This is a genomic window from Azospirillum largimobile, assembly GCF_977007025.2.
Genome location: NZ_CDRMUA020000002.1, coordinates 254,366 through 275,377, shown reverse-complemented (window position 1 = coordinate 275,377; position 21,012 = coordinate 254,366). Strand labels below are relative to the sequence as shown.

Genomic DNA, 21,012 nt, shown 5'->3' with positions numbered 1-21,012 from the left:
ACGGAACGACCGCACCCCGCCGGCCACCCGACCTTCGCCATAGGAACGACGGAGGGAGAAGGACGTATTGCGGTGCAACAGGGTTATCCTTTTGAAGAGGTACTTGAAGGAGGCACGGTCCATCCAAAGGTTACGGAACGGGATGTGACGACTTCGAGAACGACCACGTGTTGAGCTTGGCACGGAAGCTGTGGGCGGAGGCCCTATCGGGCGGCCCCTCGGCCGGTCCCTTCGGCGGCCGGGCAGGACCCGCGTCGGTGCCGCGCGGCATGCGCGTCTATGCGGTCGGCGACATCCATGGCCGGCTCGACTTGCTCAACCAGATGCTGGGGCAGATCGCCCGCGACGCCGATCAGGCGCCGAACCTGCTGAAATACCTCGTCTTCCTTGGCGACTATGTCGATCGCGGGCCGGATTCGCGGCTGGTGATCGAACGGCTTGCCTGCGGTCTGCCGCCGGTCTTCGGCGCCGTGTTCCTGCGCGGCAACCACGAGGACACGATGCTGGGTTTCCTGTCCGACCTGCGCGTCGCACCCGGATGGCTGACCTATGGCGGCGATGCGACGCTGGAAAGCTATGGCATCCCGGCACCCGACCCCGAAGCGCCGCCGGAACATCTGCTGCAGGCGCAGATGATGCTGAACGGCCTGCTGCCGCCCCACCACCGCGCCTTCCTGACCGGGTTGCGCAACCACCTGACCATCGGCGATTACCATTTCGTCCATGCCGGCGTCCGCCCCGGCATTCCGCTCGACCAGCAGGAGGACAAGGACCGCCTGTGGATCCGAGAAGCCTTCCTGACCTCGCGCGCCGACCATGGCAAGATCGTCGTCCACGGCCACACCATCGCGCCCGAACCGGAGATGCTGCACAACCGCATCGGCATCGACACCGGGGCCTACGCCACGAACCGGCTGACCGCCCTGGTTCTGGAGGGGACGGATCGACGCTTCCTCTGCACGATCTGACCAACGCGACCGCCGATTGCAACGCTAATAAATCGTAAAGCATCTAACTGGGATAGACTGCGAATTGACGGGACCGCTCCAGGAATTCATCTGAATGGAGCCTGCCCCAGAAGTCCTGCGCCCTGAGAGCTTTCGTGGCGGGCCGGTGCCGGCCGGGGAGGAAGCGCATGCGGACCGTCAGTCTCGCCGCCATTGCGGTCTACACCTTGGCAGCCGCGGCACCCGCCGCAGTGCCCGCCATCGCCGAAACGCTCAAGATCTACAGCGTCGATGCCCCGCCGATGACGATGGAGCAGCCGGACCAGCGTGGCTTCGTCGCAGAAATCACGCTGGAGGCACTAAAGCGCGCCGGATATCAGGGCGAAATGAGTTTCATGCCGTGGAAGCGCGGGCAGCAGGAGGTCGCCGAAGGTGAGAACCTGCTGATCATCCCATTCGCGCGATCTCCGGCACGGGAAGCGAACTACACCTGGATCGCCAACATATTCACACTGGATCGAAGCTTCGCGGCGGTGGGCAAGTCGATCGACAGCTATGGTCAGGCCAGGGCCGAACTGACCAGCATCATCGTCGGCCAAGGCACCGCCCAGGAAGAACTGCTGAAAAGCAAGGGCTTCCCGCCGAGCCAGCTTCGCATCATCAGGGTCGGACAGAAGGAAACCGAGGTTCTCAGCGCGAACGGCGATGAGGCCTGGTTCAACGGGACGCCGGAAACCCTGTGGAAATGGAAGAACTCCGGCCGCCCGGAAAAGATCGTGATCGGCAAGGCCGTCGATCAGAGCGACGTCTATCTCGCCTGCTCTCTCCGATGCTCGCCGCTGATCGTCGAGAAGCTGAAGGCGGCGGTCGATGGGATGAAGGCGGACGGCACCGCCCAGCGCATCATCGATGCTTACCTGGACTGACGGCACCAGCTGCGGCACCGAAAAGGAAAAGGGCTCCCGGATTTCTCCGGAAGCCCTTTTCTGTTGGTCGGAGAGAGAGGATTCGAACCTCCGGCCCCTGCCTCCCGAAAGCAGTGCTCTACCAGGCTGAGCTACTCTCCGATCATGTCACCGGCGGGCCTTGTCGTCCGCCGGTGGAGGGGGTGTATAAACGGTTCCGTGCCGCCGCGCAATGCAAAGTCACAGGCTGGATGCTGCATCTTTGCCATTCCCGAAACACATGAAGTCAGGCGCACTTGCGACCGGGATCGAAGGCCGCGAAAAGGAAAAGGGCTCCCGGATTTCTCCGGAAGCCCTTTTCTGTTGGTCGGAGAGAGAGGATTCGAACCTCCGGCCCCTGCCTCCCGAAAGCAGTGCTCTACCAGGCTGAGCTACTCTCCGATCATGTCGCCGGTGGGCCTTGTCGTCCGCCGATGGAGGGGGTGTATAAACGGTCCGGCCCCGGCGCGCAACGCAAAAAATGCGTTATCGGCAAAAAGATCCGGCCCGCCGACCCACCCCCTTAACCCATCTCAGAAATCGCGATCGATCACGAAATCAATGACTTCCAGCAGGGCCTGCTTGATCGGCCCCTCGGCGAACAGCCCCAGGCTGTCACGGGCGATGGAGCCGTAATGGCGCGCCCGCTCCACCGTGTCCTTCAGCGCGTTGTGACGGGCCATCAGCGCCTGTGCATGCTCCAGGTCGCCGTCCTTCTGGTCGAGATCCTCCATCACCCGGCGCCAGAAGGTGCGTTCCTCGTCGTTGCCGCGGCGGAAGGCCAGCACGACCGGCAGGGTGATCTTGCCCTCGCGGAAATCGTCGCCGACGGTCTTGCCCAGCTTCGCCTGCAAGGCCGAGTAATCCAGCACGTCGTCCACCAGCTGGAAGGCGATGCCCAGATTCATGCCGTAGTCGTAGAGCGCCATCTCTTCCGCCTGCGGGCGGTTGGCGACGACGGCACCGACGCGGCAGGCGGCGGCGAACAGCTCGGCCGTCTTGCCCTTGATGACCTCCAGATAGGCCTGCTCGCTGGTTTCCGTGTCGTTGGTGGTGCGCAGTTGCAGCACCTCGCCCTCGGCGATGATGGCCGAGGCGCCCGACAGGATGCGCAACACGTCGAGCGACTGCACCTCCACCATCATCTCGAAGGCGCGGGAGAACAGGAAGTCGCCGACCAGCACGCTGGCCTTGTTGCCGAACACCGCGTTGGCCGACGCCATGCCGCGGCGCAGGTCGCTTTCATCGACGACGTCGTCGTGCAGCAGGGTCGCGCTGTGGATGAACTCCACCACCGCTGCCAGCAGCCGATGATGCTCGCCCTGATACCCGCACATGTTGGCGGCGGCCAGCGTCAGCACCGGGCGCAGGCGCTTGCCGCCGGCCGCGATCAGGTAGCCGGCCAACTGGGGGATCATCTCGACCTGCGACTGCATCCGGTCGAGGATGATCTGGTTGACGGCGCTGAGGTCCTCGGCCACCAAAGCGGTCAGGTCGTCGAGCGGGGTAGACTTGCGCCGTTTCGGCTCGAAGTTGGTAACGACCGCCAAGGTCGACTCCACGGGTGATTGACGCCAGAATTTGCGCTAGGGAGCATAACGGCCTAGCCTCTTCGGTCAAGTCCGCAGGGGACCGTTCTTTCGAGACGCCCATTCTTCCGAGACACGATGATCGAGCTGTTGCGCATCACCGACCCCGTCCGCCTGTCCTGGCTGGTCGCCCTGCTGGCCGACGCCGGGATCGAGGCGATCGTGCTGGACACCCACACCAGCATCCTGGAAGGCTCCATCGGCGCCATTCCACGACGGCTGATGGTCGATGCCGACGATGCCGACCAGGCTATCCGCGTCCTGCGCGAGGCCGGCGAAGCGTGAGTGACGATATCGTTCCGCATTCGAAAGCATCCCTGTCAGCACAGCCGGATTTCCTGCTGAATGGGCGGGTGCGGCTGCTCCAGCCCGACGGAGGCTACCGTGCCGCCATCGACCCGGTCTTCCTCGCCGCCATCACCGCCGCGACCAATGGCGAGCGGGTGCTCGACGTCGGCACCGGCACCGGGGCTGCGGCACTGTGCCTCGCCGTCCGGGTGCCGGGCGTCGCCGTCTCCGGGCTGGAGCTGCGGGCCGACGCCTGCGCCTTCGCCCGCCGCAACGCCGCCCTGAGCGGGGTCGCCGACCGGGTGGAGGTGGTGCAAGGCGACCTTCTGGCCCCGCCCGGCACCTTGCCTGCCGGCGGATTCGACCGGGTGATGATGAACCCGCCCTATCTGAAGGCCGGCGCAGCCAGCCGCCCGCCCGACGACTGGAAGGCCGCGGCGAATATGGAAGGTGCGGCAGGGCTGGCCGACTGGGTGCGCTTCGCCGACCGCATGCTGAAGCCGCGCGGCACGCTTACGATGGTTCATCGCGCCGACCGCATCGACGACATCCTGCAAGCGCTGCGCGGCCGGTTCGGCAGCCTCGTCCTGGTGCCGCTGTGGCCCAAGCCGGGCGTGGAGGCCAAGCGGCTCCTGCTGATCGCCCGCAAGGGCGGCAGGGCGCCGGCCCGGCTGACCGCCGGGCTGGCCGTGCACAATGCCGAAGGCGGCTACAGCCCGGCGGCGGAGCGGGTGCTGCGCGATGCGGAATCGCTGCCGATCCCGTGATTTTAGCGCGGACAGAGCCTTTCAAACGGGAGACTTCAATCCCATCTCTGCGGGCATGAGCCTGCAATCCCTCCTCGCCAAACTCCCCTTCGGCCCCTGGCGCAAGGCCGGGCCGCTGGTGTCCGTCATCCGCCTGTCCGGCGTCATCGGCCAGGGCGGTCCGTTCCGCTCCGGCCTGTCGCTGGCCGGCGTCGCCCCGCTGCTGGAACGCGCCTTCGCGCCCAAGGACCAGAAGGCGGTAGCGCTGATCATCAACTCGCCGGGCGGGTCGCCGGTTCAGTCCGCGCTGATCGCCAAGCGGATCCGCGATCTGGCGGAGGAGAAGAAGGTGCCGGTCTTCGCCTTCTGCGAGGATGCGGCGGCATCGGGCGGCTATTGGCTCGCCTGCGCGGCGGACGAGATCTGGGCCGACGAAAGCTCCATCGTCGGGTCCATCGGCGTGGTGTCGTCGGGCTTCGGCCTGCATGAACTGATCGAACGCCACGGCATCGAACGGCGCCTCTACACCGCCGGCGACAAGAAGGTGCTGCTCGACCCCTTCTCGCCGGAACGCGAGGACGGCGTCGCCCATCTGAAGGCCCTGCAGGCCGACATCCACGAGGCGTTCAAGGCGATGGTGCGCGCCCGGCGCGGCGCCCGCCTGACCGGCCCGGAGGAGGACCTGTTCTCCGGCGCCTTCTGGGCGGGGCGTAAGGCGCTGGCGCTGGGGCTGATCGACGGGCTGGGCGACCTGCGCTCGGTCATGCGCGGCCGCTTCGGCGAGAAGGTGCGGCTGCGCGTGGTGCAGCAGGAGCGCGGAATGCTGCGGCGGCTCGGCCTGCGGACGGGAGGAAGCGCGCCCCTGCCGGAAGCGGGAGCGCCGGAAGCCTTCGCCGACGCCCTGGTGGCCGCCGCCCGCACGTCGTTGGACGACTGGGCGGCCTGGGCGAGGCTGGGGCTTTAGGCGGTCTTAGCTCAAGCCGCGGAGTTCTGGGTCAGCAGGGTGGTCAGCCAGCGGAAGTTGGTGCCGTCGCCGGCCTGGATGGCGCTTTCCACCACCTGCATGGCGGTCGCCGGGTCCTGGGGATCGGGCACCGCCGCAGCGGCGTCCATGGCGGAATCGGCCTGCCCCACATCCTGGGCGAACAGGGTGACCGCACCGACGCCGAGCCGAACCGCAGGCTGGGCGTTCGGCACCACCCCGGCGCCGTCGGCGGCGGAGATTCCGCCCTCCCCAACCCCGTTCAGGGTCTCCAGCATCGCCGCGAACTGGCCGGCCAGCGCACCCGCCTGCCTGGACGCACCCGTCCCTTTGCGCTCCAGGACGTCTTCCGCCCGGATGCGCATGGCTTGCGTGGCCTCGCTGTTGGCCATCATCGACATGGGACGATCCCCTGCGGTTAGTGGCGAACCGCAGGGGTACACGCAAAAATCACGCCATCAACACAACCGGCGGATCGCAAGGGTCAGGGCCGCCCCTGCGACGATTTGACCGGCAAAAATTTCCCAGCGGCCCGGCAGAAGTTACCCAGCGCCCGGCAAGGCTTGCCGGGCCGGCGGGATGTCTCGGTCGCGGCCGATCAATCGCGAAAATTCTGGTACTGCAGCGGCTGCTCGATGCCCATCCGCTTGACCACGGCGATGGCGTCCTGCAGGTCGTCGCGCTTCTTGCCCGTCACCCGCAGTTCGTCGCCCTGGATCGAGACCTGGACCTTCATCTTGCTGTCCTTGATCCCCTTGACGATGGTCTTCGCCAGATCCTGCGCGATTCCCTGCTTGATCGTCACGGTATGGCGCAACGCGTCGCCCGCCGCCCGTTCCGGCTTGGCGGAGAAATCCAGCGCCGCGGCATCGAGCTTGCGGCGGGTCACATAGACGCGCAGCAGTTCCTGCATCTGTTCCAGCTTGGTGGCGTCGTCGGCCAGCAGAACGATGTCGTTCTCGGTCCGCTCGACCGTGCATTTCGAGCCCTTGAAGTCGAACCGGGTCTCGATCTCGCGGCGGACGCCGGCGAGGGCGTTGTCGATCTCGTGGACGTCCGTCTTGGACACGATGTCGAAGGACGGCATGGCGGCGCTCTCCCTGATAGGACTATCGATGAACGAATCGGGCGCACCGTAAAGAAGACGGCCGCCGCACTCAACAGCCGCCTTCCCCGACAGGCACCCTGCCCTTCTCAGTTCATCTCTTCGGCGTAATGGCAGGCGACCAGCCGCTCATCCACCGGGCGCAGCGGCGGAACCTCCGCGGCGCAGCGGTCGGTGGCGAAGGGGCAGCGCTTGTGGAACGCGCAGCCCGGCGGCGGGTTCAGCGGCGACGGCAGTTCGCCCTTCGGCACCACCCGCTCGACCCGCAGGTCCGGGTTCACCCGCGGCGTCGCCGCCAGCAGGATGCGGGTGTAGGGATGGCGCGGCCGGGTGAAGACCACGTCCTTGGCGCCATGCTCCACCGGCTTGCCCAGATACATCACCATCAGCGAATCGGCGATGTGCCGCACCACGCTGAGATCGTGGGAGATGAACAGGTAGGCGAGGTTCAGCTCTTCCTGCAGATCCATCATCAGGTTCAGCACCTGCGCCTGGATCGACACGTCGAGCGCCGACACCGGCTCGTCCGCCACGACGACGCGCGGGTTCAGCATCAGCGCGCGGGCGATGGCGATGCGCTGGCGCTGGCCGCCGGAGAACATGTGCGGATAGCGGTCGACCTGGTCGGGCCGCAGGCCGACCTTCCCCATCATGGCCACCGCGCGGTCGCGCCGCTCGTGCTTGTCCATGGCGGTGTTGATCACCAGCGGCTCGGTCAGGATGGATCCCACCGTCTTGCGCGGGTTCAGCGAGCCGTAGGGATTCTGGAATACCATCTGCACCGTGCGGCGCAGTTCCTTCATCTCCGCCGCGCTGCGCCCGACCACGTCGCGGCCGTCATAGTGCAGCTCGCCCGAGGTCGGCGGCTCGATCATGGTGACGGACCGGGCGAGCGTCGACTTGCCGCAGCCCGATTCGCCGACCACGGCCAGCGTCTTGCCAGCCTGCAGGCGGAAGGACACGCCGTCCAGCGCCTTCACCGTCGCCATCGGCTTGAAGGCGCCGCGCTTGACGGCATAGTGCTTGCGCAGGTCGCGGGCCTCCAGCACGACCGACCGGTCGGCCGCAGCCTCGATGATGGGGGCCCCGGCGAACGGGGTCTCGGTCTCGGTGCTCATCACAGCGCCTCCCCGGCGGCGAGATGGCCGTCCGGCAGCGGGTAGAAACAGCGCGCGCGCCCGTCGTCCACGTCGAACAGGGCCGGGCGCTCGGCACGGCAGCGGGCATCGGCGAAACGGCAGCGCGGGCTGAACAGGCAGCCGGCCGGCCGGTCGGCGATGCCCGGCACCATGCCGGGAATGGTCGGCAGCCGGCGCTTGCCCAGCGCCCGTTCCGGCAGGGCGTCCAGCAGGGCGCCGGTGTAGGGATGGCGCGGCCGCTCGAACAGCGAATGGACGGGGCGCGTCTCCGCCACCTGGCCGGCATACATGACGACGACGCGCTGGGCCGTCTCCGCCACCACGCCCATGTCGTGGGTGATCAGGATCAGCGCCATGCCGCGCTCGCGCTGCAGCTGGACCAGCAGGTCGAGGATCTGCTTCTGGATGGTGACGTCCAGCGCAGTCGTCGGCTCGTCCGCCACCAGCAGGCGCGGGTTGCAGGCGATGGCGATGGCGATCATCACGCGCTGGTTCATGCCGCCCGACAGCTGGTGCGGGAAGGCGGACAGGCGCGATTCCGGCGCCGGGATGCCGACCTGCTCCAGCAGGGCGATGGCGCGGTTGCGCAGCGCCTTGCCGGACAGCCCCTCATGCACCCGCAGCGTCTCCATGATCTGGAAGCCGACGGTGAAGCAGGGGTTCAGGCTGGTCATCGGCTCCTGGAAGACCATGGCCACGTCCTTGCCGGTCATCTTCCGGCGCTGGGCGGCGGACATGGTCAGCAGGTCCTTGCCGGCGAACATCATCCGGTCGGCGACGACGCGGCCATTGGAGCCGAGAAGCCCCATGACGGCAAGCGAGGTCACGGACTTGCCGGAACCGGATTCGCCGACGATGCCGACGACCTCGCCCTCGTCCACGGTCAGGTCGATGCCATCCACCGCGCGGAAGGTGCCGGCGCGGGTGGTGAACTCGACCGACAGGTTCTTGATGTCGAGAAGAGGCATGAGGTCAACGCTTCAGCTTGGGGTCGAGCGCGTCGCGAAGACCGTCGCCCAACAGATTGAAGGCCAGCACGGTCACCAGGATGGCGATGCCGGGCCAGGTCACGACCCAGGGGGCGCGCTGGAGGAACTGCAGCGAGGACGCCAGCATGGTGCCCCATTCCGGCGTCGGCGGCTGCGCGCCGAGGCCGAGGAAGCCAAGGGCGGCGGCGTCCAGGATGGCGGTGGAGAAGCCCAGCGTCGCCTGCACGATCAGCGGCGCCAGACAGTTCGGCAGCACCACGATCAGCATCAGGCGCATCGGCCCGGCCCCGGCGACGCGCGAGGCGACGACATAGTCCTTGTTCACCTCCGCCAGCACGGCGGCGCGGGTCAGGCGCGCATAGTGCGGGATCACCACCACCGACACCGCCAGCATGGCGTTCACCAGCCCCGGCCCGAGGATGGCGGCCACCACCACGGCCAGCAGCAGCGAGGGCAGCGCCAGCAGGATGTCCATGGCGCGCATGATCAGCACGTCGGCCATCCCGCCGAAGAAGCCGGCGATCAGGCCCAGACCCAGACCGACGGCCAGCGACAGGGTGACGACGATCAGGCCGATCATCATCGACAGCCGGGCGCCGTACATCAGGCGCGACAGCATGTCGCGGCCAATGTCGTCGGTGCCCAGGATGTAGCTCCAGCTTCCGCCCTCCTGCCAGACCGGCGGCGTCAGGATGGCGTCGCGGTACTGGATGTCGGGGTCGTGGGGGGCGATCACGCCGGCCAGCACGGCGATGGTGGCGATCATCAGGATCACCACAAGGCCGGCCAGCGCGCCCTTGTTCTGCCGGAAATGATACCAGAACTCGGTCAGCGGGTGCGGCGGACGCGAGACGGCGACCGTTTCCGGGGTGGCGGGTTCTGCGTTGGTCGAGAATTCAGCGGACATGGATTGGCCTCACCGCGCGTGACGGATGCGGGGGTTGAGGACGCCGTAGAGCACGTCCACCAGCAGGTTGACCAGGATCACCGAGGTGGCGATCAGCAGGACACCGCCCTGCAGGGCCGGATAGTCGCGGCGGTTGATCGATTCGATCAGCCATTTGCCGACGCCCGGCCAGGAGAAGATGGTCTCGGTCAGGATGGCGCCGCCCAGCAGCGTGCCGACCTGCAGGCCGATGACGGTCACCACCGGGATCAGCGCGTTGCGCAGCGCATGCATGCCGATGACCCGGCCGTCGGCCAGGCCCTTGGCGCGGGCGGTGCGGATGTAATCCTCGCCCAGCACCTCCAGCATGGCCGAGCGCGTCATGCGCGCCACCACGGCCAGCGGCACGGTGCCCAGCACGATGGTCGGCAGCACCAGATGGCCGAGGGCGGAGCGGAACGCCTCGTACTCTCCGGCCATCAGCGTGTCGATCAGCATGAAGCCGGTGACCGGCTCCACATAATGGATCAGGTCCAGGCGCCCCGACACCGGGGTCCAGCCCAGCCCGACCGAGAAGAACAGGATCAGCAGCAGGCCCCACCAGAAGATCGGCATCGAATAGCCGGTCAGGCTGATGCCCATCACGCCGTGGTCGAACAGCGAGCCGCGTTTCACCGCCGCCAGGATCCCGGCGGGCAGCCCGACCAGCGTCGCGAACAACATCGCGCACATCGCCAGTTCCAAGGTAGCCGGGAACAGGGCGATGAACTCGCTCAGCACCGAATTGTGGGTGACCAGCGACAGGCCGAAATCACCGGACAGCACGTTGCCGACATAATCGAGGAACTGCTGCCAGAGCGGCCGGTCCAGACCCAGTTCATGGCGCAGGGCGGCCAGCCGTTCGGGCGCGATGCCCCGTTCGCCGACGCGCACCTCGATGGGGTCGCCGGGAACCAGCCGGATCAGGATGAAGGTCAGAAAGGTGATGCCGAGAAAGGTCGGAATCACCAAGCTCACCCGCGTCAGGATGAAGCGAAGCATCGACGGGTACTCGTTTTTTAAAACTATGGTGAAAACTGGAACGGAGCGCTGCCTCGACAACGCCCCGTTCCGTCAGGGGCACTTGCCCCACCCTGGCCCGACCCCGCTTACGCGGAGCCGGGAATGCAACTCGTCTCAAAAAGCCGGGAGGCGCGGCAACCACGCCCCCCTCACTCCTTTCCGCACGCCCGTTTCGCCGGGCGTGCGGTCCGCATCACTTCAGGTCGACGCCTTCGAAGCGATGGATGCCGAACGGATCCATCTTGTAGCCGACGACGTTCTTGGCGAGGCCCATGTAAACCACCGAGTGGGCGATGGTGTACCAGGGGGCCTCTTCCTTGAAGATGACCTGCGACTGTTCGTACAGCTTGGTGCGCGCAGCGATGTCGGTGGTGCGCTTGGCCTGGACGACGAGGTCGTCGAACTCCTTGTTGCACCACTTCGACAGGTTGTTGCCGCCCGGACGCGCCGCCTCGCAACCCAGCAGGGTGTAGAGGAAGTTGTCGGGGTCGCCGTTGTCGCCGGTCCAGCCGAGCATGCCCAACTGGTGCTCGCCCTGCTGCATGCGCTTGCGGTACTCACCCCATTCGTACTGCACGATCTTCGCCTTGATGCCGACCTTGGCGAGGTCGGCCTGCATCATCTCGGCGATGCGCTTGGCGTTGGGGTTGTACGGGCGCTGCACCGGCATCGCCCACAGGTCGGTCTCGAAGCCGTTCGGATAGCCGGCATCGGCCAGCAGCTTCTTGGCCCGCTCGACGTCGTACGGATAGTCCTCGATCGAGTCGTTGTACGACCACATGGTCGGCGGAATCGGGTTCTTGGCCGGGACGCCGGCGGCCTGGTAGACCGCGGCGACCATCGCCTTCTTGTCCATCGCCATGCTGACGGCGCGGCGGACGCGGACGTCGTCGAACGGCTTCTTCGTCACGTTGAAGGAGACGTAACCGACGTTCAGGCCTTCCTGCTCCTGAACGACGATAGAGCCGTCCTTCTTCATCGCGTCGATGTCGGCCGGGTTCGGGTACGGCATGACCTGGCATTCGTTGGCCTTCAGCTTGGCCAGACGAACCGCCGCATCGGGCGTGATCGCGAAGACGAGGTTGTCGAGAGGCTGCTTGCCGCCCCAGAACTGCTCGAACGCCTTGTAGCGGATCACGGCGTCCTTCTGGTAGGCGACGAACTGGAACGGGCCGGTGCCGACCGGAACCTGGTCCAGCTTCTCCGGCGTGCCCTTCTTCTGAAGCATCGCCGCATATTCGGCCGACATGATCGGCGCGAAGGGCATGGCCAGGTTGGCCAGGAACGGCGCCTCGACCGCGTTCAGCGTGAACTTGACCGTCAGGTCGTCAACCTTCTCGATCGACTTCAACAGCTTGGGCATCGCCATGTCGTTGAAGTAGTCGTAGGCGCCGCCCGACACCTTGTGGAAGGGATGGTCCGGCTTCCACTGGCGCTCGAACGAGAAGATCACGTCGTCGGCGTTGGCGTCGCGCGTCGGCTTGAAATCGCCGACGCTGTGCCACTTCGCACCGGCGCGCAGCTTGAAGGTATAGACCAGGCCATCGTCGGAGATGGTCCAGGATTCGGCCAGGCCGGGAATGACCTTGGTGCCGCCATGCTCGAACTGGACCAGGTTGTTGTAGACCGGGAGGGCCACGTCGAAGCTGGTGCCGGTCGTGTTCAACATGGGGTTGAAGTTTTCGGGGCTACCCTCGGAGCAGTAAACAAGGGTCTTCGCCGCCTGGGCCGGCGCCGACAGCGCCAGCGCCGCGGCCATACCAAGCCCGGCACCCAGCAGGATGCGCTTCATTCGTCTTGCCTCCCGATTCCGGTTAAAGCGTACGGAAAATTTGCCAGAACGCCGTTGGAAATAGCGTCGCCATTTGGCGCGTGCCCAAGGCGCCTGTCAACGTCAACATGCATACGTGGCTATACCGTGGCGCAGAGCATATTTTGAGGCGCCAATACGTCCGTATGGACACATTTCCGACCCCTGAAACGAAACAGTTGCAAAGCCAACCATCCGGTTGACCGAATCGACAGGTCCCTCACCCTGCGAATCAGGCTATCCGGGTGGGTGGCCGCGGTTCTTCCCGCTGCCGACGGGATCCGGACGGCTGCCATGCACACCCGCCGTGAAGGGTGGCGCCGGCCGCCATGCTAGGCTGGGTTGCACCATCCATGGAACCCCCTTTTCGGACACCGACCGGTCGATGCCGCTTCCGAGCCTGCCGTCTTCCCTGCGCTCCGGCCCGCTGGCCGCCTACAGCCTTTATATCGTCGGATCGGCGCTGCTGGCGTCCAACCCGGTGGTCGGCCGGGCGGCGGCCCATGTGGTGCCGCCGATCGGACTGGCCTTCTGGCGCTGGCTGATCGCCTTCCTGATCGTGCTGCCCTTCGCCCTGTCCGGCCTGCTCGCCCACCGGCAGCAGTTGAAGGAGCAGTGGCGCCGCTATCTGCTGCTGGGCGTGCTGGGACAGGGAATTTCCGGCGCCATCGTCTATTACGGGCTGGAGCGGACCAGCGCCACCAACGCCAGCCTGATCTACGCCACCAGCCCGGCGATGATCCTGGCGCTGGCCGCCCTCTGGCTGGGCGATGCGATCCGGCCGCGGCAGATCCTGGGCATCCTGCTGGCGATGGCCGGAGTTCTGGTGATCCTGACCCGCGGCGATCCGGAGGCGCTGCGCCACCTGTCCTTCAATGTCGGCGACCTTCTGGTGCTGACGGGGGCGGTGTCCTGGTCGGTCTACACCATCCTGCTGCGGCAATCGGGCACACCGCTGCCGGTGGTCACCGCCTTCGCCGCCAACGCGCTGGCCGGCGTCCTGGTGCTGGCGCCCTTCTATGCGTGGGAAACGGTGGCGGTGCGGCCGGTGCCCTTCTCGGCCTCCACCATCCTGTCGATCGTGGCGGTGGCGTTGTTCGCCTCGGTCCTGGCGCTGCTGGCCTATCAGAAGACCATCGCGATGATGGGCGCGGCCCGTGCCTCCACCGCGCTGTATGTCTCGCCGCTGTGGGCGGCGCTGGCCTCCTGGTTCCTGCTGGCGGAGCCGCTGCAGGGCTTTCACCTGATGGGAGTGCTGCTGGTTCTGCCCGGGGTGATGCTGGCCACCCTGCCCGCCCGCAAACCGCGAGCGCAGGCCGCGTCCGAAGCCGCTTGATCGGCAAGTCGCTTGATCGGCATCGCCGGCCCGCCCATCTTGGCCGGACCCGACCGTTCCCGTCCCGATCCGGCCATGCCCCAGAACGCCCCGACCCCGCTCCTGCTCTGTGCCGACGATTATGGGCTTGCCCCCGGCGTGAATACCGCCATCCGCGACCTGATCGCCCGCGGCCGGCTCACCGCCACGTCGGTCATGAGCCTCTGTCCGCATTGGCGGACCGACGCCGCGGCCCTGCGGGAGTTGAAGGACAAAGCGGACGTCGGGCTGCATTTCACCCTGACCGACCAACCGCCGCTTGGGCCGATGCCGACGCTGGCGCCGGATGGACGGCTGCCGCCGCTTGGGCGGCTGATGGGCTGGGCCTATCGCGGAAAGCTGAACACGCCGGCCGCGCGGGCCGAGATCCGTGACGAACTGTCACGCCAGATCGCCGCTTTCACCGACGCCTGGGGCGCCGCCCCCGACTACATCGACGGCCACCAGCATGTCCATCAGCTGCCCGGCGTGCGCGACGCGGTGACGGAGGCGCTGGCAGCATTGCCCGGCGCCTATGTCCGCCTTTGCGGGGAACCGGTTGCAGCGGTCCTGCGTCGCCGTGTCGCGGTGCCGAAGACGCTGCTGATCGGCGGGCTCGGCGGCGGGCTGAAGCGCATGGCGCAGGCACGCGGCATTCCGGCCAACAAACGCTTCGCCGGTGTCTACGACTTCGCCGGCAGCCGACCCTTTGCCGAACTGATGCCGCGCTTTCTCGAGGGCATGGGTGACCGCACCCTGGTGATGGTCCACCCCGGCCTGCCCGACGATGAGTTGCGCCGTGTCGACAGCCTGGTCGAGCCGCGACGCACCGAATACGACTATCTCCGCGGGCCGGAGTTCGCCGCCCTGCTGGAACGGCGCAACATCCGCCTGAGCCGCTTCGCCGGCCTGACCGCCGGATAGGCCCCGGTTACTCCTCTTCGTCCGGCTGCCAGGCGCGGCGGCGCAGCTTGAAGCGCTGGACCTTCCCGGTCTCCGTCCGCGGCAGCGCGTCGAGGAACTCCACCGCGCGCGGGTACTTGTAGGGCGCGATGTGGTCCTTGACGAAACTCTGCAGTTCCTCGGCCAGACGCTCGTCGGGATACACCCCGTCGCGCAGCACGACGAAGGCCTTGGGGATCGTGCCGCGTACGGGATCGGGGGCGGCGATCACCGCGCATTCCTGCACCGCCTCGTGGCTCAGCAGGATGTTCTCGACCTCCAGGCCGGAGATCTTGTAGCCGGCCGAAACGATCAGGTCGTCGGTGCGGGCGTGATACCAGAAGAAGCCGTCCTCATCGACGTGGAAGGCGTCGCCGGTCAGGTTCCAGCCCTGCTGGACATAGCTTTCCTGCCGAGGGTCATCGAGATAGAGGCAGCCCGTCGCACCGCGCACGGCCAGCCGCCCGACCTGTCCCGGCGGCAACCGGCGGAACTGTTCGTCGACCACCATCGCCTCATAGCCCGGCACCGGCTTGCCGGTGGAGCCGGGCCGGACATCGCCGGGGACGGCATGCAGCACGGCGTTCAGCAGCTCGGTGGTGCCCAGGCTGTCGAGGATCTCCAGCCCCGTCGCATCGCGCCAGCCCTCGAAGGTCTGCTGCGGCAGCGGCTCCCCAGCCGAAACGCAGAGCCGCAGGGACGCAAGCCCCTTCGCCAGCCCAGGATCGGCAGCCATCCGGCCGATCATGCCGCGGTAGACGGTGGGCACCGTGAACATCATAGTCGCCTTGTGGCGGGTCGCCGCCTCCAACAGCCGGTCCGCGGTTCCGCGCTCCAGCAGGATGACGGAGGCGCCGATGCGCAGCGGGAACAGCAGCAGCCCGCCCAGCCCATAGGCGAAGGCCAGAGTCGGCGAGCCGCAGAACACGTCGTCCGGTCCCGTCCCCAGCACCGAGCGCGGCGACAGGTCGGTGATCGCCAACAGATGGCGGTGCAGATGGGCCGCTGCCTTGGGCGTGCCGGTGGTGCCCGAGGTGAAGGCAATCAGCGCCACATCGTCGTTGGCGGTGTCGGCGGCGACGAAGCCGGCCGGCTTGGTGGCGATGCGGTGCTCCAGCTCGCCGTCGCGGAAGCCGACGATGCGCAGCGACGGCAGCGCCGCCTCTTCCAGATCGTCGAGGAAATGGGTGTCGCACAGCGCCATGTCGATCGCCGCGCGCTTCAGGACGTCGGCCAGTTCGGGCGCGCGCAGCAGCGGCATCGTCGGCACCAGCACGCCGCCGGCCTTGATCACCGCCAGCCAGCAGGCGGCGAGCATCGGCGTGTTGGGTCCGCGCAGCAGCACACGGTTGCCGGTGACCAGCCCGTAATCCTCCGTCAGGACGCGGGCGATGCGGTCGACGGTGTCGCGCATCCGGCCGTAGCTCCACACCTCCCCGTCGCCGCCGATCAGGCAGGGGCGGTCGTCCCAGCCGCGCTCGCGCCAACCGTCGATCAGGGCGGAGGCGGCGTTAAGGCGTTCGGGATACTGGAGTTCGGGGCGTTCGAGAATCAGGTCGGGGCGCTGGGACGGGGCCGGCAGCCGGTCGCGGGTGAAGCTGTCGAGATGGCCCGAGGGTGCCATGCACTCGGAACGTCCTGGGCGCTCCGGGCGCTCCGGTGCCGCACGCTCCGGTGCCATGCGCTGGGATGCCTCCACCCGTTGGACGACGGGAAGAGCGGGGCCGGCGTAATCGGTGGGCGGGTTGCCCCGCCACACGCGCGGTTCAGACACGGCCATGCCGTCGGCCGGCGCGAAAGCGCATCCCTTCATGGGCAATGCTCCATTTCCCCCCGCAGAGGACGCATCAACACGCCTCCGTCTTGTCTTTTATGATCCGACTATAGTGCCAGGGAGCGGATGCGAGCCATGCAACGAACGAATGGTGGGTGCACCATCAATCGCCATTCATGCCGGGACAAGTGATCGAAAATGCCTGTTTTCCGTTGGTAAGACGCACGTTTCGTAACGAAAGTATGGGTTTTGGCAGAAAAACTCATCCGTTCTGCAGATAAAGATCGATCTCGCCCTGTTCCATGACATGGGCGGTGCCGTGGATGATTCCGTTCGCCACCTGAATGATGCGGTGGATCATCGCAACGGAGGTCTGGCAGTCCATCCGGAGCTTGTCGGGATCGCCGCTGTCGATATCGGTTCCGATCCGCTCCAGCGTGTGGGCGATCACCTGATGGGCTTGGGCGATGGTGTCCTCGAAGGGACGGCGGAACTTGGACGGCACATGGCCGTAGGCCTCGATCGCCAGTTCCTTGTCGGAAAAGCCGCTGTCGCGGAAATGCTCGGCATAGCTCTTCGGCTGCCAGATGCGGCATTCCTCCAGCATGTCCGGCATGTCCGGGATCATCTCGATCAGCATCACGATTTCGTTGAAGTGATTGAGATAATCGGTCGCGAGCAGGGTCTTCTCGGAGATGTTGGTCCCGCGCACGCGATCCCGCCACCGGCCGAAGTCGGCCAGTTCATCCGGCGGAATGCCATCCATCAGGGACCGATCCAACTCTTGGTCTTCCATGCACAAACCCGGACCCGATGCACGCTTCAACGGTGAAGCGATGTCCTTAACGTTGGATTAAACGCGTTGCAAGCATCGGGTTGCGAAAGCCCCCTATTGACGCGCGGAAACGGTGGATTCACCGGGTGGGCACAAAAACTCGCCGCCGGCACCAGTCCGCATGCTGCGGCGGCGCCCGGCGGCGAAAAGGACTGGCGGTTCAGGGAGGAATCACACCATTGCCCGTTCAAACACGACCACCGCCGGTTGGTTCCCTCACCTCCCGGTCGGATTTGCGCCCGCGCACCGGTTGCAAAGAAAAAAGCGCCGGCCTGGGGGAGGGCCGGCGCTTTCGAGGATCGGGAACACTCGCCTCGCCCTCAAAAGGCACATCGCCTGAGGGCAATGTCAGAGTAGTCCGGTAAGTCTTTCAGAACGGTTAAGGCCCCTACTCCGCCACCCCCTATACGGGAGTGGTCATAGGCCGCCTTTCCACTCCGTCGGAACATGCCCCGCCGGTTTTCATACTATGCATAGAGAGTAATCCCTTAACGGTATCTCGAATAAATCTTTCGGGTTCACTCCCGTTAGGCCGTGGACTGCGCCATATGAATTTGACCGTTGCAGGCCGGGATGCGTCAGTCTGTGCTTCGAAGCAGCGGCGATGGCATTGGAGCCTTCAGCGGCATCGCCCGCCGCAATCGCCGTCGGACACGCAAACCGGGTAAGGAGCGGCCGCAACCGGGAAACCGGGGGCGGACAACGGGTAGGACGTCAGGAACACGCGCCGCAGAAAGGCACGGGGAGAGAGATGGAGCAGTACACCGGTCACTTCATGCAGCATTTGCCCTACCTGCGCCGCTATGCCCGCGCGCTGACCGGGACGAACGGGCGGGGGGACGCCTTGGTGACCCGCACCCTGGAATGGTACCTGGAGGCGGACGAGGATGAGACCGGCCGTGGCGAAGGTCTGTCGCGCGGCGCGCTCTACCGCCATCTGAACAAGCTTCAGGATGAAGAAGGCGCGCCGCCCGCGGTCGCTCCCTACCATCCGGTCGAATCTGCGCTGATGACGCTGGACGAGACCGATCGGCGGCTTTACCTGCTGGTCAATCTGGAGGATCTTCCGGTGGGTGACGCCGCCGCCGTTCTGGAGCTTGCTCCGGAAGACGCGCTGGAACGGCTGACCCACGCCCGCGAGCGCGTTCGCACCCGCCTGACCGCCACCATCCTGATCGTGGAGGATGACGCCATCATCGCCTATGACCTGGCGGAGACGGTGCGCGGCATGGGCCACATCGTCTGCGGCAACGCGGCGACGATGGACGAGGCGCTGTCGCTTGCGGCGGAGCACCGGCCGACGCTGGCGCTGATGGACATCCGGCTGGCCGACGGCGACAACGGGCTGGAGGTGGCGCGCGAACTGCGGGCCCGCCGCTTCCTGCCGGTGATCTTCGTCACGGCCTTCCCCGACGATCTGGCCAAGCACGGGCTGGAGCATCTGGGGCCGGTGATTCCGAAGCCCTTCACCCGCGACCAGATCGAACAGGCGATCACCCGTGCGGTGTTCATGCCGCAGCCGGAGGACGCTCACGCGACGGCGCAGCCCCACTGAGGGGCGGCGCCATGACGCGGGTGGCCTAGCGGAAGCAGGTCAGCGAAAGTGGCTTAGCGGAAAACGACGGTCTTGTTGCCGTTCAGCAGCACCCGGTGCTCCACGTGGTAGCGGACGGCGCGGGCCAGCACGATGTTCTCGATGTCGCGCCCGATGGCCACCAGGTCGTCGGGCGTCATCGTATGGTCGACACGCTCGGCCTCCTGCTCGATGATCGGGCCTTCGTCGAGGTTCGACGTGACGTAGTGCGCGGTGGCGCCGATCAGCTTCACGCCGCGGGCATGCGCCTGATGGTAGGGCTTGGCGCCCTTGAAGCTGGGCAGGAAGCTGTGGTGGATGTTGATGACCCGGCCGGCCATCCGCTCGCACAGTGCACCCGACAGCACCTGCATGTAACGGGCGAGCACGACGAGGTCGACCTTCTCCTCCTCCACGATCTCCAGCAGGCGGGATTCCTGCTGCGCCTTGTTGTCGGGGCCGACCGGCAGGTGGTGGAACGGGATGTTGTGCCAAGCCGCCAGCTGGTAGAAGTCCCGGTGGTTGGAGACGATGGCCGGGATTTCGATCGGCAGATAGCCGGTGCGGTAGCGGTACAGCAGGTCGTTCAGGCAGTGGCCGAACTTCGACACCATGATCAGCACGCGCGGGCGGCGCCGCGCGTCGTGGATCTTCCAGGTCATGCCGAAGCGTTCCGCCACCTGGGCGGCGAACTCGGCCTCCAGCTGCTCCTTCGTCGGGCCGGCCGGGTTGCCGTTGAAGCTGACGCGCATGAAGAACAGGCCGGAGATGCGGTCGCCGAACTGCGCGCTGTCGATGATGTTGCAGCTCCGCTCCGCCAGGAAGCCGGACACCGCGAAGACGATGCCGACGGTGTCGGGGCAGGAAACGGTGAGGATATAGTCGGAGCCGGTCTCAGACATCGCGCGTCCACCATGACGTACAGCATGAAAAGGGGGAGGCTTCCCTAGCACGAACGCCGCGATGTTGCACCCGCTTCATGAGCGATCCCGCACATGGCTGCACCGTCAAGCGGGATTGCCCCGGATGTCCGGCCGGCCCACGCCGCTCTGGCGCCTGCCGGCCGGCGGTGCGACAATCGGCACAGCGCGCAACGGTCGGCAGAAACAGGGCGGAGTCACCCCATGGCATCCGGCGGCAAGATCATCGGCGAATACAGCAAGGGCAAGGTCGACAAGCTGATGACGGCCGATGCCGCCGACAGCAGCCGAAGCCAGCGCATCCGCCGCTTCCTGGAAAACATGGATGCCGCCATCCTGGAGGCCAACTGCGAGGTCATCGGGCGCGAGTTGCCGAACCTGAACCGGGACTCCTTCCTGCGGATGGCGGTGCGGGTCGCCGAACTGCGCGCCGACTATATCCGCGCCGGCCTGCACATGTCGGAAGCCCGCCATCCGGAACAGTCCGCCGTCGCCGAACTCGCCCGTCTGCGTATCGCTTACGAGGAGATGCTGGCGGTGTACGAAGCGGCCGAGCGGGTGATCGAACGCGGCTACGCGAAGTTGGGATGAATGCCCCGAAAACAAAAACCCCTCCCCCGCGTTCATGCGGAGAAGGGGAGCGACCGATCGATTTCGAAGTCGGTCACGTCGAATTCAGTGGCAACCTCCATAGCGACGCCCGGTGGCCGGGATAGCGGCCGGGTACCGGGGGGTCAGACGTCGCGGAAGTGTTCCAACTCACGTCGCAGGCTGGTTGCTTCCTGCCGAAGGCCGACGATCCGGCCGGCATCAGGCCTCGGCTGCTGTTTCTCGCGTTCGAGCTCACCCTCGACTTCGCGCTGCTCTTGCCGGATGATGTTGAACAAGGCTTTCCTCAACATCGACACCTCCCGAGCTGATCGCTAAAATTTTAGCGCTTTTTCAGACTGTCACCAAGCAACCAATCACGTCTGTCGAATCCTCGTTCCGTCAAGTCTGCCCGGATGACGGGACGCTCACAAATATTCAGGAATGGTAACCTGCCCGGCCTTGACAATACTTATTCGTGCCCGCATTGGTTAACGAATCGGGGTAGAGCAACGGATAGGGCAATCGCACGTCGCATC

21 protein-coding genes and 2 tRNA genes are annotated in these 21,012 nt (G+C 66.3%); 9 read left to right on the top strand and 14 right to left on the bottom strand.

Features of this window, described 5'->3' with window-relative positions:
* Positions 1–167: 167 nt before the first annotated feature.
* On the top strand, positions 168–968 hold the full coding sequence (locus ACWPKK_RS14620; RefSeq protein ID WP_452005302.1) for a metallophosphoesterase family protein: 801 nt from the start codon (positions 168–170) through the stop codon (positions 966–968).
* Positions 969–1,198: 230 nt separating this feature from the next.
* Positions 1,199–1,873: a substrate-binding periplasmic protein gene (locus ACWPKK_RS14615; protein WP_452005299.1), complete on the top strand. Its 675-nt coding sequence runs from the start codon at positions 1,199–1,201 to the stop codon at positions 1,871–1,873.
* A gap of 64 nt (positions 1,874–1,937) precedes the next feature.
* On the opposite strand, the gene ACWPKK_RS14610 is transcribed toward ACWPKK_RS14615, so the two are convergent.
* The 3 genes from ACWPKK_RS14610 to ACWPKK_RS14600 all read right to left on the bottom strand — a co-directional run bounded on the left by ACWPKK_RS14610 (position 1,938) and on the right by ACWPKK_RS14600 (position 3,441).
* Positions 1,938–2,014 (bottom strand) — tRNA-Pro (locus tag ACWPKK_RS14610).
* Positions 2,015–2,216: 202 nt separating this feature from the next.
* Positions 2,217–2,293 (bottom strand) — tRNA-Pro (locus ACWPKK_RS14605).
* A gap of 131 nt (positions 2,294–2,424) precedes the next feature.
* On the bottom strand, positions 2,425–3,441 hold the full coding sequence (locus ACWPKK_RS14600) for a polyprenyl synthetase family protein (RefSeq protein ID WP_149224601.1): 1,017 nt from the start codon (positions 3,439–3,441) through the stop codon (positions 2,425–2,427).
* 117 nt (positions 3,442–3,558) lie between these two features.
* On the opposite strand from ACWPKK_RS14600, the gene ACWPKK_RS14595 reads away from it, so the two are divergent.
* The 3 genes from ACWPKK_RS14595 to ACWPKK_RS14585 are packed head-to-tail and all read left to right on the top strand — an operon-like array spanning position 3,559 to position 5,478.
* Positions 3,559–3,765 carry a putative signal transducing protein gene (locus tag ACWPKK_RS14595; protein WP_324866452.1) on the top strand — a complete coding sequence of 69 codons (207 nt, stop codon included), beginning with the start codon at positions 3,559–3,561 and terminating at the stop codon, positions 3,763–3,765.
* A complete protein-coding gene (locus tag ACWPKK_RS14590) occupies positions 3,762–4,535 on the top strand; it encodes a tRNA1(Val) (adenine(37)-N6)-methyltransferase (protein ID WP_452005296.1) in 774 nt (257 codons plus the stop codon). The genes ACWPKK_RS14595 and ACWPKK_RS14590 overlap by 4 nt, the downstream gene beginning before the upstream one ends.
* Positions 4,536–4,590: 55 nt before the next feature.
* Positions 4,591–5,478, top strand: a complete 888-nt coding sequence (locus ACWPKK_RS14585) for a S49 family peptidase (RefSeq protein WP_452005293.1) — start codon at positions 4,591–4,593, stop codon at positions 5,476–5,478.
* A gap of 11 nt (positions 5,479–5,489) precedes the next feature.
* On the opposite strand, the gene ACWPKK_RS14580 is transcribed toward ACWPKK_RS14585, so the two are convergent.
* The 7 genes from ACWPKK_RS14580 to ACWPKK_RS14550 form a co-directional block, all read right to left on the bottom strand.
* Entirely contained in the window at positions 5,490–5,897 is a 408-nt protein-coding gene (locus ACWPKK_RS14580) for a hypothetical protein (protein WP_324866458.1), read from the bottom strand.
* Between the two features lie 197 nt (positions 5,898–6,094).
* Positions 6,095–6,583: a YajQ family cyclic di-GMP-binding protein gene (locus ACWPKK_RS14575; RefSeq protein WP_452005291.1), complete on the bottom strand. Its 489-nt coding sequence runs from the start codon at positions 6,581–6,583 to the stop codon at positions 6,095–6,097.
* A gap of 107 nt (positions 6,584–6,690) precedes the next feature.
* On the bottom strand, positions 6,691–7,719 hold the full coding sequence (locus ACWPKK_RS14570; protein ID WP_452005288.1) for a peptide ABC transporter ATP-binding protein: 1,029 nt from the start codon (positions 7,717–7,719) through the stop codon (positions 6,691–6,693).
* A complete protein-coding gene (locus tag ACWPKK_RS14565) occupies positions 7,719–8,708 on the bottom strand; it encodes an ABC transporter ATP-binding protein (RefSeq protein ID WP_452005285.1) in 990 nt (329 codons plus the stop codon). Before ACWPKK_RS14565 ends, ACWPKK_RS14570 begins: the two co-directional genes overlap by 1 nt.
* 4 nt (positions 8,709–8,712) lie before the next feature.
* Positions 8,713–9,636 (bottom strand): ABC transporter permease subunit, encoded by a 924-nt coding sequence (locus ACWPKK_RS14560; protein ID WP_452005282.1) that lies wholly within the window; start codon positions 9,634–9,636, stop codon positions 8,713–8,715.
* A gap of 9 nt (positions 9,637–9,645) precedes the next feature.
* Complete coding sequence (locus tag ACWPKK_RS14555) at positions 9,646–10,656, bottom strand: ABC transporter permease subunit (RefSeq protein ID WP_324866469.1); 1,011 nt, start codon at positions 10,654–10,656, stop codon at positions 9,646–9,648.
* A gap of 214 nt (positions 10,657–10,870) precedes the next feature.
* Complete coding sequence (locus ACWPKK_RS14550; protein ID WP_324866471.1) at positions 10,871–12,469, bottom strand: ABC transporter substrate-binding protein; 1,599 nt, start codon at positions 12,467–12,469, stop codon at positions 10,871–10,873.
* 403 nt (positions 12,470–12,872) lie between these two features.
* On the opposite strand from ACWPKK_RS14550, the gene ACWPKK_RS14545 reads away from it, so the two are divergent.
* Both ACWPKK_RS14545 and ACWPKK_RS14540 read left to right on the top strand, forming a co-directional pair.
* Positions 12,873–13,823 (top strand): DMT family transporter, encoded by a 951-nt coding sequence (locus ACWPKK_RS14545; protein ID WP_452005278.1) that lies wholly within the window; start codon positions 12,873–12,875, stop codon positions 13,821–13,823.
* Between the two features lie 75 nt (positions 13,824–13,898).
* Positions 13,899–14,765 carry a ChbG/HpnK family deacetylase gene (locus ACWPKK_RS14540; RefSeq protein WP_452005276.1) on the top strand — a complete coding sequence of 289 codons (867 nt, stop codon included), beginning with the start codon at positions 13,899–13,901 and terminating at the stop codon, positions 14,763–14,765.
* A 7-nt stretch (positions 14,766–14,772) separates the two neighbouring features.
* Here ACWPKK_RS14540 and ACWPKK_RS14535 read toward each other — a convergent pair whose 3' ends face one another.
* Complete coding sequence (locus tag ACWPKK_RS14535; RefSeq protein WP_452005274.1) at positions 14,773–16,407, bottom strand: AMP-binding protein; 1,635 nt, start codon at positions 16,405–16,407, stop codon at positions 14,773–14,775.
* Positions 16,408–16,819: 412 nt separating this feature from the next.
* Positions 16,820–17,323: a hypothetical protein gene (locus ACWPKK_RS14530; RefSeq protein WP_108548066.1), complete on the bottom strand. Its 504-nt coding sequence runs from the start codon at positions 17,321–17,323 to the stop codon at positions 16,820–16,822.
* An 820-nt stretch (positions 17,324–18,143) separates the two neighbouring features.
* Between ACWPKK_RS14530 and ACWPKK_RS14525 the strand changes: the two genes are divergently transcribed.
* Positions 18,144–18,947, top strand: coding sequence for a response regulator (locus tag ACWPKK_RS14525; protein WP_452005271.1), 804 nt, complete (start codon positions 18,144–18,146; stop codon positions 18,945–18,947).
* A gap of 53 nt (positions 18,948–19,000) precedes the next feature.
* On the opposite strand, the gene purU is transcribed toward ACWPKK_RS14525, so the two are convergent.
* Positions 19,001–19,867: a formyltetrahydrofolate deformylase gene (gene purU / locus ACWPKK_RS14520; RefSeq protein ID WP_452005268.1), complete on the bottom strand. Its 867-nt coding sequence runs from the start codon at positions 19,865–19,867 to the stop codon at positions 19,001–19,003.
* Positions 19,868–20,089: 222 nt separating this feature from the next.
* Here purU and ACWPKK_RS14515 point away from each other — a divergent pair, with 222 nt between their 5' ends.
* Positions 20,090–20,476: a hypothetical protein gene (locus ACWPKK_RS14515; RefSeq protein ID WP_452005265.1), complete on the top strand. Its 387-nt coding sequence runs from the start codon at positions 20,090–20,092 to the stop codon at positions 20,474–20,476.
* Between the two features lie 143 nt (positions 20,477–20,619).
* On the opposite strand, the gene ACWPKK_RS14510 is transcribed toward ACWPKK_RS14515, so the two are convergent.
* Positions 20,620–20,772: a hypothetical protein gene (locus ACWPKK_RS14510; protein ID WP_324866486.1), complete on the bottom strand. Its 153-nt coding sequence runs from the start codon at positions 20,770–20,772 to the stop codon at positions 20,620–20,622.
* Between the last annotated feature and the right edge of the window lie 240 nt (positions 20,773–21,012).